We start from the raw sequence: 21467 nt of genomic DNA on the forward strand, positions 1-21467 counted from the left end.
TTATAAGTTATAGGAGAGTGTCAATCATGATTGTAACAACAACGCAGGGAATTCAAGGGAAAGAAATTAGTGAATATATTGATATTGTAAATGGTGAAGCTATTATGGGTGCGAATATTGTCCGCGATTTATTCGCTTCAGTTCGTGATGTTGTCGGTGGTCGTGCTGGCGCTTATGAAAGTAAATTAAAAGAAGCACGTGATATTGCAATGGACGAAATGAAAGAACTTGCAAGACAAAAAGGTGCTAATGCAATCGTTGGTGTTGACGTAGACTACGAAGTTGTTCGTGATGGTATGTTAATGGTTGCTGTAAGTGGTACGGCTGTACGTATATAATAAGTTAGAAAACAGGCTCTCCCCGTAAAGTGTATATGCTTTACGGGGATTTTTTTGTTGAGAAAATTTTGGGAGTATACCCACAAGGCCGCTTGTACACATGTAATCTCAAAATAACATGCCATAATTTCATTTAAGTCAGTATTTAAACATCTTGCAAAAGCGGTAAATAAATGTACACCGAGGTTCCTACTCCAACTTTACTTGTTATACAAATTCTGCCCTGATGACTTTCAATAATTTTGTAACTAATCATTAAACCGAGACCTGTTCCTTTTTCTTTCGTACTATAAAAAGGTTCAGCAAGTTTTGCAATTCTTTCTTCTGGAATACCAATCCCCTCATCTGAAATACAAATTTCGACCTCATTGTTACTTATTTTCTTAGTGGTAATGATTATGTCTCCCCCATGTGGCATTGCTTCAATCGAATTTTGTAAAACATTGATAAACACTTGTTTTAATTGTTTTTTACAACAATCAATATATACAACGTCAGGATCCGTTTGGAATGTGACATGAATATTTGTCATAATTGCCTTTGTGTTAATTAATGATACAACGTTTTCTAAAATTACATCGATGCTCTCTTGTTCAAAAGAACATATCTCAGGCTTAGCAATCGATAAAAATTCATGAATAATAGATTCAATGTGCTCAAGTTCAGAAAGCATGAGTTGAAAATATTTTGATTCATGTTTCATTTGTATCTCTAATAATTGTATAAATCCTTTAATAACAGTGAGTGGGTTTCGCACTTCATGTGCAACCCCTGCAGCGAGTTGACCGACAGTAGCTAATTTATCTGATCTATTTAATAGTTCCTCTGTCTTTTTCCGCTCTGTAATATCGCGAACCATAACCATCACTTTATCTGTTAATAGCGGTAAACATCGTGCTTCAAAAAAGTAAATACTATTATGCATGAGCAAGGAGTATTCTACAATTTCTATGGAATTATTCTGCTGTACCCTTGCAATTGCTTCTTGTAGCTGCAGGGCAACATCTAAAGGTAACACATCCTGAAATTTTTTATACATAAATTGTTCGACAGGTACATAAAATCTTGATGGACAGCCGGCTTTATAATCAACGATTACTCCGTCAAGTCTTGTTAAAAAACATAAGTCTGGGAGTGCTTTAAAAATTAATTCTAACTCTGAAGATTTTTCTATAAGTTTTTCTTCTACCTGTTTCCGATGCGTAATATCAATACCAACTGCCCAGTAACTGTATCCAGGAACAGGGAATTCTTCTGAAAGGTTTGACCACAGGATTGTTTTTTCATCACCGTTTTTACAAGTAAGTGTCATTTCCCAATCACGAAAGTTTTTACCGAGTTCAGAAAATCCATGAAGTAACTGGTTCCGATACGTTTCATCTGGATAAAGTAGCTCTAACGCGCAAGGATTGTTAATAATTTCAGCGGCACTATAACCTGTTACAAGTTCACACTCTCGGTTCCATATGACAATATTCCCTTCTTCATCACAAGCATCAACCATAACGGGCATGTTGTGTAAAATCGTATATAATTTTTCAGCAGGGATAGATTGATCTTTCTGCAATTGCTGTAATGTATTCATTCCTTTATTCGTTATAATCGTTGCAAGGGATTTAAAGTATATAGTGCAAGATTCAATACTATCTTTAGGCGACAAAATCACAAAATCACCAATTGTATTTTCATTGAATATAATAGGGACATGAATTTTTGTATGTAAATGTATATCAGAGGACGGTGTGCCGTAATGAAATATGATTCCTCCGTTGCAATCAAGCAGCTGATGTGAAATCTGTGTTAAAAGATAAAAGTGTTCTGCCATAGTTTGTATTTCTTTTACGTCAATAATCTCGGTCAGTTTGTACATATTCTCTCACCCCTATTTATGTAAACATGCATATGTATTTATTTTTTTAATTTTCTTAGTTTTTATATTATACAAATTAAATGTGTCGAGGTACACAGAAAAGAGGGGTTATTTTAATTTTTAAATGATTCCTGCCAATTTTTCATAAAAATGCTTTCCAAAAACTCGCCTTAAAAACTATGTCCCTGACAGGTACTTTTTTGAATTACTACCTCAACTATCATAAACAATAAATGAAATCTTTACAGAAAAAAAACAACTTGGATAAGGACAAGTTGTTTTTTTCTAAAGGGCACAGCAAAGAAAGAGTGGAGGAAAAAATGCATACACACATGTCAATGATGTAAAGCAAACCAACAAATAAAACTAAAAATTCAGACAATTATATCGCTAAGGGTTTTTGTATACTCTTTCTTTGTAATTATAAGTCTAGCATGAAAATAAAAATAAAACAACAAAAATATACAATTTTCTGTTAAATTCGACATTTTTTCGCGAGTTACCATTTCCAAATTAAGCATCAATTACTAATCTATAAAAGGTGTGTGATCAGTATGGAAAAGGAAAATTTGTTCAAATGGAAGCATTATCAGCCTGAACTAATCTTATTAACAGTAAGGTGGTACCTACGGTACAATTTGAGCTTTCGTAACCTGGTGGAAATGATGGAGGAAAGGGGATTATCAATTGCTCACACAACGATTATGCGTTGGGTTCATCAATATGGACCTCAATTAGAAGAGAAATTACGACATCATCTTAAATCAACAAATGACTCGTGGAGAGTCGATGAAACTTATATTAAAGTAAAAGGGCATTGGATGTATTTATATCGTGCAGTCGATTCAGAAGGTAATACAATTGATTTTTATCTAAGTAAATCAAGAGATAAACAAGCAGCCAAGCGCTTTTTCAAGAAAGCCTTGGCTTTTTCGTACGTTTCTAAACCTCGCGTAATAACAGTAGATAAGAACCTTGCCTATCCTGTAGCGATTCAAGAGTTGAAAGAAGAGAAACATATGCCTGAAGGCATACAACTAAGGCAAGTTAGATATCTCAATAATATAGTGGAACAAGATCACCGTTTTATTAAGAAACGTGTGCGTTCTATGTTGGGATTCAAGTCATTTAAAACAGCAATTTCTATATTGGGTGGTGTTGAAGCCATGCATATGATAAAAAAGGGAAAAATTGATTTACAGAATCAGTCTGTCCAAAATCAGAAAGAGTTCGTCCACCGAGTGTTTGGACTTATAGCATAAAATACGATTCCGTTAGGAATCTACTATCATCCATGTTCTTCTTCATATATTTGCACCAGAACCCATAATTCTTTATTCGAGACAATGTATTCGTATCCCTATAAAAGTAAATGATTAAAAAACTTAATTATTTTTGTTTACTGTGAATGTGAGGTGTTCAAATGGCATATTTACAATTTAAAACTTCATACAAACCACACATTAACTCCACTACATACACAAACTAAAATTGTATAATTTAGGTAATTTCATTCATATTAAACATTCAAACATACTAATATTATGTAATACGGAAGTTACGCTAAATTAGAGAAAACAAATAAGGGAGAGAAAAAACTATGACGAGATTTGCGAACCATCATGTAGATAACACGATTTTAGAAGAGGATGTAGAGCTTTTAAAAGTTATGGCACACCCAATGCGTTTAAAACTGATCAGTGAGCTTTCTAAACATAAAACACTAAATGTAACCCAAATGACCGAAATTTTAAATATTCCACAATCGACAGTATCCCAACATTTATCAAAAATGAGAGGGAAGGTTTTAAAGGGAAATCGTCAGGGATTAGAAATTTACTATAGCATCCAAAATCCTAAAGCTGAAGAAATTATGGGGTTATTAGGTCCTATACAATAGTTTTCTAAATCACTAAATTCAAATGATAAAGTTTATGTAAAATAATAATCCATTTGAAAACTAAGATTTTTTTAAAAGACGCTATACATAGCGTCTTTTTTTATTTTAAGACCTTACTCATGAATATTATGATCATAAGTTTAGGTTTATCTCGTCTCAAACAGAGAGGAGTCGTAACATAAGTTACGACTCCTTCTATTTAATCGTTAAAACCTTGAAGTGATGTCATTCCACACATACACAGCACAGCAGTACGCTAACACAACACCAAACAACATATTTACTAACTCTCTTTCCATCTTACATTCCTCCTTTCATGTTTGACATCTATATATTTTCGATTCATCCCTCCTTTGCAGTTTGATATCTATATGTCTCTGACTCTCTGTAGCTAAGATAAAAGCTAGTGATATAAGGCAGTTTACATTTCCTTAGGTGTTTAGATTTCACCTAATTTTGCCATTAGAGGCTATACTTATATGTTTCTATATAAAAAAGCAGTTTGAAGATTTAGCAGTTTGAGATTTTTTAGTGGTTTAAGCTTTTTTAGCGGTTTAACTTCTTAGCAGTCTTAACTTCTTAGCAGTCTTAACTTCTTAACGGTCTTAACTTCTTAACAGTCTTAACTTCTTAGCAGTTTCAACTTCTTAGTGGTTTAATCTTCGTTAATGGTCTACCGATAAGTAGGGGAGAGGTTACAATTGAACAACGATGTCAAATGTCTGTTTTTCTTTTTGTCGTCTCAAAATAAAAGAATACTCTTTGTTTTGAGATAGTTAATTATTTTTAAATAGAAACTAATGTACCATAAGGATAAGGAACTAAGATAGAAACGCCTGATAAATTGCCATTAGCAACTAATGCGACTTTCACAGCAAATAGTAAAAAATAATTAACTAACATATTTAACGTTACTTTAAAATACCCTAATTGCATCTCAATAACACATCACTACTTGTCTTTTTGAAACGTAACTCAGAAAATCTATACAACTGCCGATAATAAAGATTATGTAAACTAAATAATTATAAACTTATATAGAAAGCCCGTAAAATCTTATTCTTTCTGAATATAAAAATATAGGGACCTTTATCGTTTTCCGTCAGTAGGCGTAAGCCTAACGTTTCTTGGTTCTGGTGCAAAGATAAAATAAAAGAGCATATAGCACATATATTTTTAGTGGAATTGTATTTTATGCTATAAGTCCAAACACTTGGTGGATGAACTCTTTTTGATTTTGGACAGACTGGCTCCGTAAATCAATCTGTCCCTTTTTTATCATATGCATGGCTTCAACACCACTCAATATAGGAGTTGCAGTTTTAAATGACTTAAACCCTAACATATGACGCACACGTTTCTTAATAAAACGATGATCTTGTTCCACTATATTATTGAGATATCTGACTTGCCTTATCTTTTGCCTTCGGGCATATGTTTCTCTTCTTTCAACGCTTGAATCGCTACAGGATAGGCAGGGTTTTTATCTACTGTTATCACACGAGGTTTAGAAATGTACAAAAAAGCCAAGGCTTTCTTGAAAAAGCGCTTGGCTGCTTGTTTATCCCTTGATTTACTTAGATGAAAATCAAGGGTATTCCCTTCTGAATCAACGGCACGATATAAATACATCCATTGCCTTTTCACTTTAATAAAGGATTCATCGACTCTCCATGAATCGTTTGTTGATTTAAGATGATGCCGTATTTTCTCTTCTAATTGAGGTCCATATTGATGAACCCATCGCATAATTGTAGTGTGAGCTGTGGATAAGCCTCTTTCCTCCATCATTTCCACCAACCAGGTTACGGAAGCTCAAATTGTACCGTAGGCACCACCTTACCGTTAATAAAATTAATTCCGGCTGATAATGCTTCCATTTAAATATATTTTCCTTTTCCATACTGATCACACACCTTTTATAGAGTAGTACTATCAGTATGTCCAAGTTTGATAGACCATTTTCATATACTTCAAAGTTTTTTGCATCAGAACCAAAGAAAAAGACATCCTTCCGGATGCCTTTCCACAGTTTCTAGGTTTACACATTTTGTAAATGTGATAGGACGTTAGGTTCGAATCTAACGATTAAAGAAAAAAATCTGAGCAGTTCTATTACATTATATGCTAATCTTGACTAGTAATTCTATGCAATTTTACATATTAGGAGTCACAACACATGCCCATCAAGCTAAGGTCTTGAAGTACCCCCTAAACAAAATTTTGAATTTTTCCACAGTTATTTATGTGAATTCAACTCGTTTTTTTCGTTTTGGGGGCGTTATAAAATTCTTAAGTTGATGGATATGGAGTAGCACCACATACTTATCAAAATTAGAATTTGAAATATCCCCAAAACGAAAATTTTATGACTCTACAGTTATTTATGAGAATTTAGCTCGTTTTTATCGTTTTGGGGAAGAATGTATTTCTTAACTTGATGACGATGGGGGCGAGTCCTTTCATCCACTTTACAAACAAAAACGAAGTCTTTCGCAAGACTCCGTTTTTGTTTGCTTACCAGGAATTACAACCGTTAATAGGAATTGCTTAAACCCTATTAACGGTTATATCGACTTTTTTTAAACTTTGCAACAGAACCCTTGGATTTCAGCCTTTCCAAACCGCGTCAACAACGTTTTCTGGTATTGAAACTATGAATATGATCAAGAAGGGACAAACTCTTCAAGGGGAGAAGTCTGTTCGAAATCACATACAACTTATCAATACGCTCTTCGGTCTCATTGCATAACAGTGGATTCCTAACAGCATCTGTCGCTCTCTTTTCAAATTCGATTATATTTGCACTCAAACCGAACCTTACCTCTTATCCCATGAGAAATCGGATGCTGTCTTTTCCAAAGTACATTCTAATGTCTCTAATTCTGTAAGTCCATATTTTCTATTTAGTGCTTGCAATATTAACCAGTCTGATACATGAATATTACTACTTAAAAATGGCCCATGTAAATACGTACCTATCAGATTTTTGTACAGAAGTCCTTCCTTTTTTTCTGTTACATTATTCCCATATCCCTGTAGAACTTGACCGAGACAGTCAAAAGAATGGAATGTTTGGCCACTATGATTTTCAAAACCCACTATTCTTCCGAATTTTTCAGATTGTACTCTTACATTCCCTACTAATCGACCCACTGAACCCGTGTCCTTACATGATGTATAAAACGGTAATATTCCTAGGCCTTGTATGATATCACTGTTTGCAGTTTCATAATAATCTCCTAATAGTTGATATCCTCCACAAATACAAAGTGCTGCTAAACCATCCTCTATTGCTGCTTTCAATTCTTTTCGAATTGAAAGCAATTGTTCTTGAACTATTTGTTGTTCATTGTCACTCCCTCCCCCAATAAAGATTAGATCAGCCTGAGATACAGGATAATCTTTTACTTGTTCCACATAATGAATATCGGCTTCTATTCCTCTCCATTCTAATTGCTTTTGTAGAATGGTTACATTCCCGCGATCGCCATATAAATTAAGCGTATTGGGGAAGTAATGATAGATAATCAATTTTTTCATAGTACCTCCAGATGTTAAAAACGTAATCGGGCCTTATATATAAATTCTAAGGAAAGTACCCAATTTATATCTTTATTTTTAGTGTCAACTCTCTATTCGGTGTATTTGAAATCTATATACGCTCAGGTGAACTACCCGCCACTTAACGTCCTAACAGAATGTTTGACGTGGGGGCTTCTCGGTTAGTCATTACTTTTGATAGCTAACGAATTAGTCCTAAGACAGCCGAGCTAACTCCCTTGTTCCAAAGGTTATTTTATTGCTATTTATGCTAACGCTAATAGACGTATTGCTTCATTTTTGATATTGATAGCTGAGTTATAATCTCTATCGAGATTTATACCACATATACAAGAATATACTCGTTCAGACAATGATATATCTTTCACAATTCCACAATTGCTACATGTTTTTGTGGAAGGAAACCATTTGTCTATTTTCACAAGTTGTTTGCCTTGTTCTTGTAGTTTATAAGCTAAAAAAGAAGTGAACATACCCCAACCATTGTCAGCAACACTTTTTCCAAAATTAAGTGATTGCGATATCCCTTTCATGTTTAGGTCTTCAATAGCTACAACATCAAAATTAATAGCTAACTCTTTAGACTTATGATGAAGAAAATTCTTTCGTTGGTTCGCTACTTTTTCATGTAATTTCGCTACACGAATACGTTGTTTGTTCCAACGTTCTGAGCCTTTAGAACGTCTTGCTAATACTCGTTGTACCTTTGCTAATTGGTCTAACATTTTACGATAAAACTTAGGATAATTGGCTTTCTCATCCTCAGAACTAACGTATAATCGATCCATTGCAAAGTCTAATCCAACAACTGTTTCTACTTCTTTTTGTAAAATCTCTTTTTCGTATTCTGTCAAGATGGACACATAGTATTTACCAGTAGGTGTCATAGAAATAGTACATGACTTGATAATATGGTCTTGTGGTATTTCTCTATGCTGTTTGATACGTACCATTTTCAATTTTGGCAATTTGATATGACCATTAAGCAACATAATATTTCCGTTTACTACATTCGTTGTATATGATTTTCTATCTTTTTTGCTTTTGAATGTAGGAAAGTCATTTTGACCACTAAAGAAATTCTTATAGGCAGTTTGCAAGTTTAGTTGAGCATTTGCCAAAGCTAATGAATCAACTTCTTTTAACCACTCAAATTCTGCTTTGTATTTCGCAGGAGTTGGAAGCTTTTGTTTCTTTAGTTGTTCCTTATCATCTTTGTATTTTTCGTACGCTTCTTTCCGTTCAGCTAACATTCTGTTATACACGAAACGTACACAACCGAAGGTTTTACGCATAAGATATGCTTGTTCTTCTGTTGGATACAAACGGAATTTATATGCTTTATTATGCTTTGTCATATCATTTCACCTCACATTTCACCTTGATTTTCAATATATTTCTTTACTACGTCTATTGGCGAACCACCAGTAGTTAGTAAGCAAAAACTTCTTGACCAAAACATCTCTTTCCAAAGTTTCTTTTTCACTTGCGGAAAGTCTCTCTTGATTAGTCGAGAACTTGAACTCTTATAAGCATTGATGAATTTTGTCATTTCTGTATTAGGATGTGCCTTGAACAAAATATGAACATGGTCTACATCATGATTCCATTCAACTAATATGATGTTATAGTTTTCAGATAATCGCACACACATGTCTTTTGCATAGTCTGACATATCATCATCAAACGCTTTTCTTCTGAATTTTACGACCAACACAAGATGATAATACAACAAAAATACAGAATGATTATTACTATCTAATTTCATTGATATACCAACCTTTATACCTTATAAGACGGATTATATCAGGGGCGAAATAAAGAGCAAAGCCTTTTGGCTACGCCAAATCGAAATTCATCTCCCACCTACCGTTGGGCTACGCCCTTCACACGCTTGAAGAAGGAGAATGCTTTCAGGGAATTCGTTAAATTATTAAACCAAACGTATATAGATACCATCTTATTTATGATGGGGACGCCGTTCCCTTAGTGCTTAAATATTGCCGGGCAGTATTTAACCCTGTGTAATTACTAATTACGGACGTTTCATTCCCTGCTGCAATGCTATTCTGTATGGCAGCAGAAATATTTGAGATAACTTTTATCCTATTCACAGAAATCCCCGCGTATTTTAAACGCACTGCAAGGTCATGGGCACGTGTTCCTGCACAAATTATATGGCTTACATTGGAGTTTGCTAATAGTTCATAATCTACATCCCAAATCCAAGAGATATCTTTCCCATCAGCAAGCAAGTCATTTAATATAAAAACATATTGTGTAATGTTTTTATTTTGTATGCAATAATCTATCGTGCAGTTCATCCCTTGTGGATTTTTAGCTAAGTTTAGATGGTATATATTTTGTGCAATGAGAAACTGTTGCATACGTCCATTGCTCGTGTGATATTCTCTTAATCCTTTGTGAATTTGCTCATAACTAAAACCTAAAAATTCTCCAGTTTTTATAGCCGTTAGCATATTATATGCATTGTATTCACCCTTCAAATTGGAAGTATAGGATTGATTTTGTATAGTAATCGTTAAGTTATTTTGTGATTGAATTGAAGTAACCTCAACATCTAATACGGGACTACTCATGGAGCACGAACAATAATATTTTCCAAGGTGTCCATAGTGAGTATATATATATTTCAATAGCCGGCCACAACAACAATAGACGGCATCTCTAATATTACTTTTATGAAAATTCCCTACATTTTTCTTTAAACCAAAATACATGGTTTTATGCTTTTCTTTAGTAAAATGTCTACTATATGGATCATCACCATTTAATAGCAAGTGAGCATCGCTAGAATGAATAGCGGTTTGTACTTTTGAAATCAGCGTATTGATTTCTCCATAACGATCCAGCTGATCTCGAAAGATATTTGTTACAACGATCAATTGAGGCTGTATTTGTTTCAGAACTTCGGTCATTGTCAATTCATCGACTTCGAGAACTGCTACTTTCACGCCTTGTATTTTCCCGCGTATATTACTTTTTTTTATAAAAGCAGAGGTAATTCCCTCTAATAAGTTAGATCCTTCTATATTACTGATATATTCACTTTTATTGGACTTAAAAATGGAGGAAACTAAATTACAAGTTGTTGTTTTTCCATTTGTACCGGTAATCAAAACCACGGTTTCCACCTGTGTCGCTAATTTTTGTAATGCATTCTTATATAAGTAATTCAGAATTTTCCCTGGAATGTTAGATCCATTAAAACCCAATTTTTTACTACTATATCCTGCTAACTTTCCAACTATCAATCCTATATAAAATAACAATATTAATCACCTTCCTTACTCGTCTCCTTCTAATTATTTAAAAAGACACTATTAAAATTATTAAAACGTTCTATGAAATTTCCAGTGTTATAAGTTTCTTTTATATCTCAAGTGAACCAAAGTTCCTGTTCTCTAGTAGAGGAGTTCCTATATCATACAATCTTGGGTTCTGGTGCAAAAACTTCAAACTACACGAAAATGGTCTATCGAAAAAGGACAAGTTGATTTATAGAATCAGTCTGTCCAAAATCAGAATATCTTCATCAAGAAACTGCTCGCGTTAACTGTTTGATAGAAGATTCTATTAGGAACCTCCTATTCTTTTTTACAATGTATTATAGTTCTCGCACCAGAACCTTTCATTCTACTTCCGAAATATAAATCTAATCATTAATATTTGTCTATTGTGGCCCCGAGAGAAGAAGATTTAATGAATTCTTTATTTTGATATTTCTTTAATTCATCAGGAGTACCAGTTACTACTGCTCCAACAATCTTCACCTTTTCTGGGTTTAATGTAGGATTATCCTTTTTTAATTTTGTTAATATTTCTTTTGCTTTATCAGCATATTCTCCATAAAACTCAGGGGATTTTAATGTATCTATAAAAAATTCAGGAGATTGCCAGTCGTTTTGTGAATTATACGGATAACCATATATATTTCCACGATTAAAAGATCCCACTTCTTCTTTAAGCTCTTGCTGATTGATACTATGTATCTCTTCATCTGATTCTGTGTCTATCCAAAGCCATTCTGTATTTTGTTTATCTAAAAGTTTTTGAACCTCACTAATTGAATAAGGGCGATCAAAAGATAGCGCATATTCAACATATTTATTTGATCCTATGTCATCAAGTAAATTCAAGTCATTAGGAACTTGTTTATATTGAACTTTCGGATGATAAAAAATAAGCTCTCTTTGTCCATTCTGACTGTTATAAATTTCCCAGCCTTTTCTTTTTTCGTTATAATGATTTATCCAATTAGAAGGTTCTTTTTCTGAACGAATAAGATTATAATGTCCTGTTGACGATTCCCAAGGTATGATACGCTCTCCTATTTTTTTCGAATAAGTGTGAGTTGTGTCAACGGAAAAAGAATTCCAATTATAAAATGATGCATTGTGCTCAATATTAGGTTCAGTAATAGATAACCATACTCCTGTAGCATTATCTTCCTTTGTCAGACGCTCAGATAACCAATAATTGTTCCCTATAGTCAGTCCACTATATAATGCAATTAGTATACTTCCCGTAATAACTACATTTTTTATAATCGCTTTTCTTCTACCTTTATGCATTGTTTTTTCGAATTCCTTATCATCTAAAAAAAGTTCAGATTGATTCTCATCATTCTTTATGTTCATTTTGTTCCCTCCTATATATATCAATAAAAAGTTGTTTGGCTCGAAATACCGTTGTTTTAACAGTCCCAGTAGTAACTTCAAATAAAATGGATATATCTTCATACCGTAATCCTACTACATATTTTAGAATTAAAAATTCTCTATACCTTTTAGGAAGCAAATCTAATGTTTTTTGTATTTCACCACTCTGTTCTTCCTGTAATAGACAATCCTCAGGTAAATCAGGTTCAAGATTTTCTAAGATACATAATTCAATTAAAAACTTATCTTTTCTTTTTTCCCTTCTCAAAATATCATAACTTCTGTTTATAGCTACTCTAAACAGCCAACTTTTTACTTTTTCAGGTGGAATACCTTCTAAGTTTTGAATATATTTTAAAGCTGTTTCTTGTACAATATCTTCTGCATCCTCTCTAGATATTCCAAGTTTTAATAAATAGTTAAAAATAAAAGCTAGGTACTGCTTTAATCGTTTTTGAAAAACATCATCTCGCATCTTTTCCCTCCTACTATATTTATAACGATTAACTTTCAATTTGGTTGACAGGTTAATCAAATTTTTTTACATAATTTTAATTGTTAATTAAAACACGAACAGTTCTTATTTATATTTTAGAATTCTTCCTTATTACAATGTAAACTTTTAACTATTAATTTACATCCATTCCCTTTATTTTATTGAATCTATCGTAAGTCACTCGTTTTCTCCTAAACCACTAATTAAAGGGTTCTGTTGCAAAAAGTCTATAAAACTTGGACATACTATGATTGAAGGATTGCTGCGGCATTGTACAAATATGGAAGTAGAGAAGAATTATGTAGATACACATGGACAAAGTGAAGTTGCTTTTTGTCATTTGCTAGGCTTCCAAATGATTCCAAGGTTCAAAGCTATTCATGCACAAAAATTGTATCGTTCAGATGTAGGTATGCAAGACTCAAATTCCAACTTGCAACCAGTTTTAACTCGACCAATCAATTGGAATTTAATTGAACAACAATGTGATCAAATGATTAAGTATGCTACATCCTTACGGCTTGGTACAGCTGAAACGGAGGCGGTTCTCAAACGATTTACCCGCAACAGTGGACAACCAGCTTATTGAGCACTTAGTGAATTAGGAAAAGCAGGATTTTTATCGACGGTTATAACATGAGGATTTGAAACATGAAAATCAATTGTATTTCCTTTTGAATCAACAGCACGATATAGGTACATCCATTGACCTTTAACTTTCACATACGTCTCATCGACTCGCCAAGAATCCTTGGTTGACTTAAGAGGTTCTGGTGCAAAGATTACTAATTTTCACTTACAATTAATAGTTTCTAATCTAATAATATTTCGACAATGGAATTAATAGTTTTGTTTTGAGCACTATAGTAAACCTCTAATCCTTTTCTATCATTCATAATTAATTTTTGAGATTTCATCTTCGATAAATGCTGCGAAACAGTAGATTGTGGGATACCAAGAATATCTACAATTTGAGTTACATTACATGCCCCTCTTGTAATTAATTCTTTCAAAATTTTAATTCGTATTGGATGAGCTAATGCTTTTAAAACTTCTGCGTTTTTTTCATAATTCAACAAACTAAACATCTCCTTGTGAAATAATATATTTTTATTATATTAATAATTTGATGAATGAAATTATTAATATTCTAGTTTTGCAGAATTTATGCTGCAGCATCTTTTCGATTTAATTTGTGTTTTATTCCATCAACATAATCCGGTATGCTCCAGTCCCCCTTATTCTCTTTTTTGCTTGCATTTCTACTTCCTTTAATTCATCTGAACAATAATATTAAAATGCTTTCAAGAGTAAAAATAGTTTTTGTAAGTTTTATAATTACTTTTGTAATTTAAAAAATATAAGCGACTTATAATAAGTCGCTTATACGTAAAAATCTATTTTATTTTGGTCAATACATCTCAATTTACTCACTGGTCTTCCCACATTTTGATACACCATTTCATTCTCTAATACTTCGATTTCAGTCAAAAACATTACATACTTTCGAATAGAAACTCTCGAAACCCCTGCTAATTTCGCCATTTCATCTGTTGTAAACGCTTGTCCATTAAGCGACTCGATTTTCTGCCAAATTAGTTGCAACGTTTGCTTCGTTAATCCCTTCGGAAGCTCTTTAGTGACAGCGGGTGCTCTTTTTTCTTTTTGTAAAATTAACGAATCTAATTCCGATTGACTAATTTTTGGTTGTTCTTTCATAAAAGTAAGTTTTTCTCGATATACAGTTAATGCCTCTTTAAATCGTTCAAATGTAAATGGTTTAATTAAATAATCTACTACGCCATATTGTAATGCTTTTTTGATACTCCCCATATCATGTACAGCTGAAATCATCATAATATCGATTTCTTTTTCTTGATTCCGAATATGCATTAAAAGCTCAAACCCGGTCTCTTCAGGCATAAAAATATCAAGTAATACTAAATCTACTCGTGATTTCTCTAATACTTCTATCGCTTCTTTAACTGATTTAACTGCATGGACAAGTTCAAACCCTCCCACTTGCTCTAAATAATGTGTATTTAACATTGCCACCATCGGATCATCTTCTACAATCAAAACTTTGATCATCTTATCTCTCATCCCTACTTTTAGGTATTTCAATCGTTATTGTCGTTCCCGTTCCTAACAATGAATGAACATAAATTTCCCCATTTATTCGCTGTATGCTTTCCTTTACAAGATGCAAACCATACCCCCGATTATCACCCTTTGTGGAATAACCTTTTATAAATAATGCATCAATTTCATCCTCTTGTATACCTTTCCCTGTATCTTGTACTGTAATGATTAATGTATCCCCATCTTGTATTCCAACTTCAACCTGCTTCTTCTCACAATTCATCACTGCGTCTAATGCATTATTAATCAAATTTCCGACAATGGTGATCATTTCATGAATGATACGTTCATCATATATTTCTGGTAAGTAAGAATCTTCTTTTATAATTAACTTTATATTTTTCTCTCTAGCATAACTAAGTTTACCTAGTAAAAATCCAGCAAATACTGGGCTTTGAATTTTTTTCATAATCCCCCCAATTTCATATTGATGCTCTGATACCATACTACTTACATATTTCTGCAATTCTTCATACTGTTTCATATGTGTTAACCCTAATACGACATGCATTTTATTCATAAATTCATGAGATTGTGCCCGTAATGCTTCTGCATATAACTTAATACCAGTTAGTTCCTCTGCTAGTTTTCTAATCTCTGTTTTATCACGAAATGTTGCAATCACGCCAACTATTTCTCCTTTTACATATAAAGGAACCCGATTAGTAACAATCGTAACCCCATAAAAATTTAGTTCTTCGTTTAATTGTACCTCGCCTGTTTGCAACACTTCTTTCATACGTGAATTCGGCGTATACAATTCAATATCTTTACCGATAAAATCTTCTGTAAGTCCACCTTTCTTTAATATTCGTTTTGCTTCACTATTAATTAAAGTTATTCTCGCCTCTTTATCTACAGCAATAATACCTTCTTTTACAGATTGTAGCATCGTATTTCTTTCTTCAAGAATTTTCGCTATTCTATGCGGCTCAAGACCAAATAAACTTTTCTTTATATGTCTAGCTAGCAATATCGCTCCTATAATTCCAACTAATATTCCAACACCAACACCGATATAAATAATATGTCTACTTTCTTTCACCCTCTCTTTTATATTATCAGCTGAAATTCCAACAGCGACCGCACCAAGTTGCTCACCTGTGTCAGCAAAAATAGGCACGAATACTCGCATAGAAATCCCTAAAGTTCCTTCTGCTAACGAGACGTGTTCCTTTCCCTTCAATACAGGTCCTTCATCGCCTCCAAGAAAATGATGCCCTATTTTTTGAGGGTCTGGATGAGATTTTCGTATTCCATTCATATCCATAACTACAATAAATTGAACATCTGTACTCTTTAATAGCTTATTTGTATATACCTGAATCAAGGAGGTATCTACCTTCCCCGTCAACCCATCAATTACAATAGAATCATTCGCCACAATACGTGCAATCGTTTTTGCCTTCTCTTCTTGGTTATCTTCTGTCGCTCGTTCAACATTATGGCTAATTAAAATGTCTGTTACGAGTAAAGAAACAATTACAACTGTACACACTAATAATGTGATTGTTTTCCATAAATTCAATAGTTTTTTCTTTTTTTTCATCTCTTCATTGACTCCCCTAGTTCTTCTACGCTATCTTTCGTAAATAAAAAATAAATAAGCTGTTATTATAAGTCTAACCTTGCTTATTTGATGTTATTATACTTTAAATTTACTCGTCATTTCTTGTAATTTTTCTATCGTTTCTTCTCTTCTAAGTTTTAATTAGCTAAACGAATTTATTTCATAATAAAAAATAAAATAAGAGAAATTCAATATAACAAGTATACTAAATTTCTCTTATTTTTCATTTCGAAAATCTAATATTGTCATTACTTTTGTAGCAAGAAGCATAAGATGGCCGTTTTAGTGTTGTCTATGAGTATAGTTAATTTTCAAAACGAAAGAAAGCTGCATAATTTTTAAAAATAATACCTAACTAGGTGTATTTAGCGTGCTCATTTTTAATGGGTAAATAGTATTTTAAGAGTTTTTTAGTTTATTTGAACGAAAGTTCATTTTGTTTCCGTTCTTAAGTTGATGGGCATGTATGGTGACCCCTATCAAAAGATATTGATGGAAAAGATGTTGTAATCGATTTAGCTCGTGAAGAGAAAAATAAAGTATACGATAAAAAATACAGTAAAAAAAGGACACGCTCGTCAGATACTCCTAGCAAGCGTGTTCTTTTACACTTTTCTATCAATGAAACTATTATTTTACTCCTACGTCATTCCAAGCTTTTTGTACAGCTTGATATGTCGCGCTATTAACGCCATCGTAATCAGCAACAGATTGTAATAAAGCAGCACGTGCTTTGCTGAAATCACTTGTTGGTGTTAAGTACGTTGTTAAAGCACGGTAGTAGATTTTTTCTGCTTTTTCCTTACCAATAGCATTGATTGTTAAATAAGCAGCTTTATTTGGAATACCGCTATTGATATGTACGCCGCCATTGTCTCCTTCTTCTGTTGGTGGTAAATATTGATAGTCATTCATATGAGCAGGTTGGCCATACTTTTCAGGATTTGATAAGCTGCGAAGTGCATCTCCTGCAACTTTTGGCGTAGTTACAGCTTCTCCTAAATCCCAGTTGGCTGGATCAACGAAATATCCAAATACATCAGAAAAAGATTCATTTAGTGCCCCGGATTGATTTAGGTATTCAAGCTCAGCTGACTTTTCAGTTACCGCATGTGTTAGTTCGTGTGCAACAACATCAAGCGAACCTGAAAGCGGTGCGAATTCAACACCATCGCCATCACCATAAACCATTTGTTGTCCATTCCAGAATGCATTATTGTAGTTGGTTCCGAAATTGATTCCAGAACGAATCGTTGCACCTTTTCCATCAAAACTGTTACGGTTATGAACATTTTTATAATAATCATATACTTTTCCTGCATTAAAATGAGCATCAACTGCAGGAGCTTGGCTCTTATCTATCCAAGCATTATCTTTATCGAATAGAGCGTAATTATCTGGATTTTGCCAATCAGTGCCATGATTAGTTGTAGTTGTCTCAATAACGCCACCATTCATCGGCTTTGTTGTGTCTTTTAAATAGTATTTTCCATATTGACTGCTATAAGTTGTATTCAGGCTTTTTCGATCCCCTAATACGCCGTTGCCATAGCCTTTTTGCGGAGTATCTGCATCTGTAACTGCATTATATGAATTTACAATTGTTCCATCTTCTGCGTTTACATAGATTTTCCAGTTTGCTCCATAAGGTTTAATGAATTGTAATTGTACTTTATAAGTTAAGTAATAATTCCCGTCTTTTTCATAAACAACTAAATCTGCCTTTTCATTTGTAGATTTTACGGTTTCTTTCATTTGTTCTAACGGAGTCCCATTTGTTTCTACAAATGTATCTTTTTTTGCTAGATTAATATGTTTCCATGCATTTGAAAGGGCAGTTTCATTTGAAATCTTTGCCTTTGTATTTCCTTTCAAACGTTCAGCGGCAGCGGGATGTACGTCTCCGTTTACCGTTGTTACTTTGCCATCACGATCTGTATGAACAATGAAACGTGCACCATCAACTGGAACTTTATTAATAGATTGAATGTACACATAATGTTTCATTCCTAAATCATCTGACTTTATTTCTTTCAGTGTTAAGTCAGTTTGTGGGTTGATTTTAAATAATTCTTTATTTTCTTCAAGGAACGATTTTACCGCCTTTTCTGAGTCTACTTTTTTACCAGATAATTTTCCTGAAAGGAAAGATGGATTTCCTTGTTCATCATTCCACTTTTTTTGAACGACTTCCATTTTGTCCAAAGCTTCTTGCTGCGATACTTGTTCTGCTGCAAAGGCACTTGAAAATGGAGCACCTAAAACCATTCCAGTTGCTAGTAATGTAACGACGGATTTTTTCATTTTTATTTCTCCTCTCAATACTACGTATAATAAAGATGTATCTTATTAAGGAATTATACAGAAAAAACATTATCTTGTTATTATAAATGCAAAATTACATATTTTTTTAAAATTCTAATATTTCTAACGTTCTATCAGCTCCTTGTTATAGAAACATCCTTTCTCACAATGATTTATGGATGGAGGAATTTAGGATGTAATGTTGCTAAACACTCTGTTCCAAAGGTTTTATCATTATTTTTTCCTGGTTCAACTTGAGAATTTAAAGACTGTCCACTATGTAAATCATATTCTAACTGAATTTTTATACCCGCTGTTTGTGCACAACCACCTGATCCAGGATACACACTAGCTAAATGTTTTGGCACTTGGAAAATCGTTGCATCTAAAATACGAATTCGTTGAAAATAAGCAATTGAAGAGCTTGGAATTACTGATGGTTCACAAGTTTTATTTTTTAATCATAAAGAGAAAATATGTTTTAAAAAGCAAACAGCTTTTTTATAGAAACTTTTATTGAGTCCTTCCGGATTAATAAAAGTTCCTGTTGCTGCATGAAGTTGACCGCATAGTCTAACTAAAGAATTACTCGCTACTCGTTGACTAATCCAAACACAGATAGTGGCTAAATCGTGGCCCGAAAACTTACGCTTTCGTTGTACAAAGTCTAGTTCTCTAGCAAGTCATTCTAAAAATGAAGGCGTAAGATATTGATGTAATTCTTCAGAAAATAGTTGTAATTCATCTTGAATTGAGAGATTCATAAAAAACGTCATCCTTTCTAATTTAGCTTATTTAGAAAAGATAACGTTTTTGTATTTGAGGATACTAAAATTTCTTAAGTTGATGGGGTATCGCCGATTTGGAAATCGAAATAAAGAAGTACCAAAAAGCAAATTTAAATATGTAGAAGAAACAAATGTATTTGCTTGTCCGATGGGATCTATTTTAGAGTATGCGAGAACCGATAGAGAAGGCTATCGTCAATATAAGTCTGATCCAACAGATTGTGTAGTTTGTTCATTGCGTGATAAATGTTTTTCAAAAAAACAAAAACAGAAAGTTATTACACATCATATTTGGGAGGAATATAAAGATATTGCCAGAAAAAACAAATTAACAAGTACAGATAAAAAACTATACAAGGTACGCTGCTCGACTATAGAGCGAAGCTTTGCGGACGCCAAAGAACTAAATGGCTATCGATACGCGCGGTTTCGAGGGCTGAAGTCTGTCCAAATGCAAGCGTGTCTCATCGCAGCTTATCAAAACATGAAAAAATAGCTCTCCATCTAACCAAAAGGGGTCTGGTGGAGGGCTATTTTTCTAAATTCTATTATTTTATATTGTTTTCTTTCGCTAAAATCAAAAAAGATTTCCCAACACTCTGAAAGAAAAGACGCTTTAAAGCGTCTTTTCTTTATTTTTATAATTTAGTTGTCTGACGCTTGATAATCATAAATCTTTTCACGAATAGCGGATGCAATAAATTCTTCAATAGAACTGTTCGTTTCTTTTACAATGTTTGTGATTGCATGGTATTCACTGCTTGTTATCGTTACTGCTTTAGTAACACTACTGCTATCTAAATACACACTATTATTAACACGTCTTGTTAATTTTCCTTCTATTATATATGGGGTTAAACAATCAATCCATTCTACCTGCATTTGCATTGGTAATTGAATAATGGATTGACGAACATCAAAGTACCAAAAACCATCTTCCTCAGAAACCTTAATATTTCTTGGTGATACATACTGTAGTATTAAGTCAATTAAGTGAAAAATGTTACTTCGCAATTGATTTGATTTAGGAAAACGAAACTTTACAAACTTTTGGTGATGACTTCTTGGTTTATCGGATAAAATATATGCAGGCTTATATCCCATTTTAATTGAAACTTCTAGTGTCATATTGTTTCCAAACTCGTCAATAAGCACAATATCTCCGCGCTTCGGAATGGATATAATGCGTGCTAATTTATTACCTTCCATAAATTTTTGGAACAATACTACATTATATTTTTGTGAGAATGTATACAGCGTATTGGCCTGATCCAATTGCTGTACCAATCCGTGTATTTCTTCCTCATTTACAAATTTAGTCTCACGATTACGATGTTTCTGTATAGTGCAAGTCAATACTCCTTCTTCTATCCACTTTTCAAGTTGATACATGCTCACATTATAATCTTTTGCTGCTTGATATAAGGTAATTCCTTCTGTTTCACGATCTTCTTTGAGCTTTTTTATGTCCTCTCGCTTAAATAAAAAGCTACCATCTAAACGCCAGGTCTCTCGATTAATTGGATTTAATTGTCCTTGTTTCATAAGAGTACTAAAAATGAAGCTACTAATTCCTAAATAAGCTTTTACTTCATTCGTATTCATATTTATTTCCTGTCTTTCAAACATACCTTTTCCTCCTATGTGTAAACTTCTGTTATGTGAAATCAATAATTTTATTATGTAAAGTTAAATTGATAAAAATATATAATGTGAATTTAATTATAACACAATCATAACTTAATTTATTTTTAAAATCATACGAAATTAAAATTCACTTTCTAATTAAATTATCTTTTATATAATTAGAAAT

The 21467-nt window shown here is 33.1% G+C and carries 15 protein-coding genes and 6 pseudogenes; 6 read left to right on the forward strand and 15 right to left on the reverse strand.

The window, feature by feature from the left end:
- Nucleotides 1-26: 26 nt before the first annotated feature.
- Nucleotides 27-338: a heavy metal-binding domain-containing protein gene (locus tag NSQ47_RS26780; RefSeq protein WP_000637500.1), complete on the forward strand. Its 312-nt coding sequence runs from the start codon at nucleotides 27-29 to the stop codon at nucleotides 336-338.
- A 145-nt stretch (nucleotides 339-483) separates the two neighbouring features.
- On the opposite strand, the gene NSQ47_RS26785 is transcribed toward NSQ47_RS26780, so the two are convergent.
- Entirely contained in the window at nucleotides 484-2208 is a 1725-nt protein-coding gene (locus tag NSQ47_RS26785; RefSeq protein WP_341038729.1) for a PAS domain-containing sensor histidine kinase, read from the reverse strand.
- Between the two features lie 554 nt (nucleotides 2209-2762).
- On the opposite strand from NSQ47_RS26785, the gene NSQ47_RS26790 reads away from it, so the two are divergent.
- The gene (locus NSQ47_RS26790; protein WP_078181353.1) at nucleotides 2763-3470 is read left to right on the forward strand and encodes an IS6 family transposase; all 708 of its coding nucleotides are present in this window, start codon (nucleotides 2763-2765) and stop codon (nucleotides 3468-3470) included.
- Nucleotides 3471-3808: 338 nt separating this feature from the next.
- Nucleotides 3809-4108: an ArsR/SmtB family transcription factor gene (locus NSQ47_RS26795; RefSeq protein ID WP_000196513.1), complete on the forward strand. Its 300-nt coding sequence runs from the start codon at nucleotides 3809-3811 to the stop codon at nucleotides 4106-4108.
- Between the two features lie 1192 nt (nucleotides 4109-5300).
- Here NSQ47_RS26795 and NSQ47_RS26800 read toward each other — a convergent pair.
- A pseudogene (locus NSQ47_RS26800) lies at nucleotides 5301-6011 on the reverse strand (IS6 family transposase).
- A 738-nt stretch (nucleotides 6012-6749) separates the two neighbouring features.
- On the opposite strand from NSQ47_RS26800, the pseudogene NSQ47_RS26805 reads away from it, so the two are divergent.
- Nucleotides 6750-6860 (forward strand): annotated as a pseudogene (locus NSQ47_RS26805) (IS6 family transposase); the annotation flags it as partial.
- Nucleotides 6861-6928: 68 nt separating this feature from the next.
- Here the strand turns inward: NSQ47_RS26805 and NSQ47_RS26810 are convergent.
- The 6 genes from NSQ47_RS26810 to NSQ47_RS26835 all read right to left on the reverse strand — a co-directional run bounded on the left by NSQ47_RS26810 (nucleotide 6929) and on the right by NSQ47_RS26835 (nucleotide 12829).
- The gene (locus tag NSQ47_RS26810; protein WP_002107093.1) at nucleotides 6929-7651 is read right to left on the reverse strand and encodes a type 1 glutamine amidotransferase; all 723 of its coding nucleotides are present in this window, start codon (nucleotides 7649-7651) and stop codon (nucleotides 6929-6931) included.
- A 266-nt stretch (nucleotides 7652-7917) separates the two neighbouring features.
- Nucleotides 7918-9030 carry an RNA-guided endonuclease TnpB family protein gene (locus NSQ47_RS26815; RefSeq protein WP_335471212.1) on the reverse strand — a complete coding sequence of 371 codons (1113 nt, stop codon included), beginning with the start codon at nucleotides 9028-9030 and terminating at the stop codon, nucleotides 7918-7920.
- Between the two features lie 11 nt (nucleotides 9031-9041).
- Complete coding sequence (gene tnpA / locus NSQ47_RS26820) at nucleotides 9042-9440, reverse strand: IS200/IS605 family transposase (RefSeq protein ID WP_002162328.1); 399 nt, start codon at nucleotides 9438-9440, stop codon at nucleotides 9042-9044.
- Between the two features lie 196 nt (nucleotides 9441-9636).
- Entirely contained in the window at nucleotides 9637-10965 is a 1329-nt protein-coding gene (locus NSQ47_RS26825) for a MurT ligase domain-containing protein (protein ID WP_002107096.1), read from the reverse strand.
- A gap of 390 nt (nucleotides 10966-11355) precedes the next feature.
- Nucleotides 11356-12333, reverse strand: a complete 978-nt coding sequence (locus tag NSQ47_RS26830; RefSeq protein ID WP_098988911.1) for an anti sigma factor C-terminal domain-containing protein — start codon at nucleotides 12331-12333, stop codon at nucleotides 11356-11358.
- Complete coding sequence (locus tag NSQ47_RS26835) at nucleotides 12317-12829, reverse strand: RNA polymerase sigma factor (RefSeq protein ID WP_137077055.1); 513 nt, start codon at nucleotides 12827-12829, stop codon at nucleotides 12317-12319. Before NSQ47_RS26835 ends, NSQ47_RS26830 begins: the two co-directional genes overlap by 17 nt.
- A 268-nt stretch (nucleotides 12830-13097) precedes the next feature.
- Between NSQ47_RS26835 and NSQ47_RS26840 the strand changes: the two are divergent.
- Nucleotides 13098-13436 (forward strand): annotated as a pseudogene (locus tag NSQ47_RS26840) (Tn3 family transposase); the annotation flags it as partial.
- Nucleotides 13437-13453: 17 nt separating this feature from the next.
- Here NSQ47_RS26840 and NSQ47_RS26845 read toward each other — a convergent pair.
- The 6 genes and pseudogenes from NSQ47_RS26845 to NSQ47_RS26870 all read right to left on the reverse strand — a co-directional run.
- A pseudogene (locus tag NSQ47_RS26845) lies at nucleotides 13454-13615 on the reverse strand (DDE-type integrase/transposase/recombinase); the annotation flags it as partial.
- Between the two features lie 47 nt (nucleotides 13616-13662).
- Complete coding sequence (locus NSQ47_RS26850) at nucleotides 13663-13929, reverse strand: ArsR/SmtB family transcription factor (RefSeq protein ID WP_002107101.1); 267 nt, start codon at nucleotides 13927-13929, stop codon at nucleotides 13663-13665.
- 304 nt (nucleotides 13930-14233) lie between these two features.
- A complete protein-coding gene (locus NSQ47_RS26855) occupies nucleotides 14234-14941 on the reverse strand; it encodes a response regulator (protein ID WP_341038738.1) in 708 nt (235 codons plus the stop codon).
- Between the two features lies 1 nt (nucleotide 14942).
- A complete protein-coding gene (locus NSQ47_RS26860) occupies nucleotides 14943-16541 on the reverse strand; it encodes a sensor histidine kinase (RefSeq protein WP_341038740.1) in 1599 nt (532 codons plus the stop codon).
- Between the two features lie 651 nt (nucleotides 16542-17192).
- Nucleotides 17193-18866 (reverse strand): M4 family metallopeptidase, encoded by a 1674-nt coding sequence (locus NSQ47_RS26865; protein ID WP_341038742.1) that lies wholly within the window; start codon nucleotides 18864-18866, stop codon nucleotides 17193-17195.
- A gap of 191 nt (nucleotides 18867-19057) precedes the next feature.
- Nucleotides 19058-19630 (reverse strand): annotated as a pseudogene (locus tag NSQ47_RS26870) (IS4 family transposase); the annotation flags it as partial.
- 79 nt (nucleotides 19631-19709) lie between these two features.
- Here NSQ47_RS26870 and NSQ47_RS26875 point away from each other — a divergent pair.
- Nucleotides 19710-20191 (forward strand): annotated as a pseudogene (locus NSQ47_RS26875) (transposase); the annotation flags it as partial.
- Between the two features lie 108 nt (nucleotides 20192-20299).
- Here the strand turns inward: NSQ47_RS26875 and NSQ47_RS26880 are convergent.
- Entirely contained in the window at nucleotides 20300-21283 is a 984-nt protein-coding gene (locus NSQ47_RS26880) for a DNA-binding protein (protein WP_341038745.1), read from the reverse strand.
- Between the last annotated feature and the right edge of the window lie 184 nt (nucleotides 21284-21467).

It is taken from the genome of Bacillus sp. FSL R10-2780, assembly GCF_038006125.1.
In the GTDB taxonomy this organism is placed as follows: domain Bacteria; phylum Bacillota; class Bacilli; order Bacillales; family Bacillaceae_G; genus Bacillus_A; species Bacillus_A cereus_U.

Excerpts from the sequence above, each read along its gene's own strand:
- NSQ47_RS26780 (WP_000637500.1), top strand. The coding sequence starts at position 27 with ATGATTGTAACAACAACGCAGGGAATTCAAGGGAAAGAAATTAGTGAA.
- NSQ47_RS26785 (WP_341038729.1), bottom strand. The coding sequence starts at position 2,208 with ATGTACAAACTGACCGAGATTATTGACGTAAAAGAAATACAAACTATG.
- NSQ47_RS26790 (WP_078181353.1), top strand. The coding sequence starts at position 2,763 with ATGGAAAAGGAAAATTTGTTCAAATGGAAGCATTATCAGCCTGAACTA.
- NSQ47_RS26795 (WP_000196513.1), top strand. The coding sequence starts at position 3,809 with ATGACGAGATTTGCGAACCATCATGTAGATAACACGATTTTAGAAGAG.
- NSQ47_RS26810 (WP_002107093.1), bottom strand. The coding sequence starts at position 7,651 with ATGAAAAAATTGATTATCTATCATTACTTCCCCAATACGCTTAATTTA.
- NSQ47_RS26815 (WP_335471212.1), bottom strand. The coding sequence starts at position 9,030 with ATGACAAAGCATAATAAAGCATATAAATTCCGTTTGTATCCAACAGAA.
- tnpA (WP_002162328.1), bottom strand. The coding sequence starts at position 9,440 with ATGAAATTAGATAGTAATAATCATTCTGTATTTTTGTTGTATTATCAT.
- NSQ47_RS26830 (WP_098988911.1), bottom strand. The coding sequence starts at position 12,333 with ATGAACATAAAGAATGATGAGAATCAATCTGAACTTTTTTTAGATGAT.
- NSQ47_RS26835 (WP_137077055.1), bottom strand. The coding sequence starts at position 12,829 with ATGCGAGATGATGTTTTTCAAAAACGATTAAAGCAGTACCTAGCTTTT.
- NSQ47_RS26855 (WP_341038738.1), bottom strand. The coding sequence starts at position 14,941 with ATGATCAAAGTTTTGATTGTAGAAGATGATCCGATGGTGGCAATGTTA.
- NSQ47_RS26860 (WP_341038740.1), bottom strand. The coding sequence starts at position 16,541 with ATGAAAAAAAAGAAAAAACTATTGAATTTATGGAAAACAATCACATTA.
- NSQ47_RS26865 (WP_341038742.1), bottom strand. The coding sequence starts at position 18,866 with ATGAAAAAATCCGTCGTTACATTACTAGCAACTGGAATGGTTTTAGGT.
- NSQ47_RS26880 (WP_341038745.1), bottom strand. The coding sequence starts at position 21,283 with ATGTTTGAAAGACAGGAAATAAATATGAATACGAATGAAGTAAAAGCT.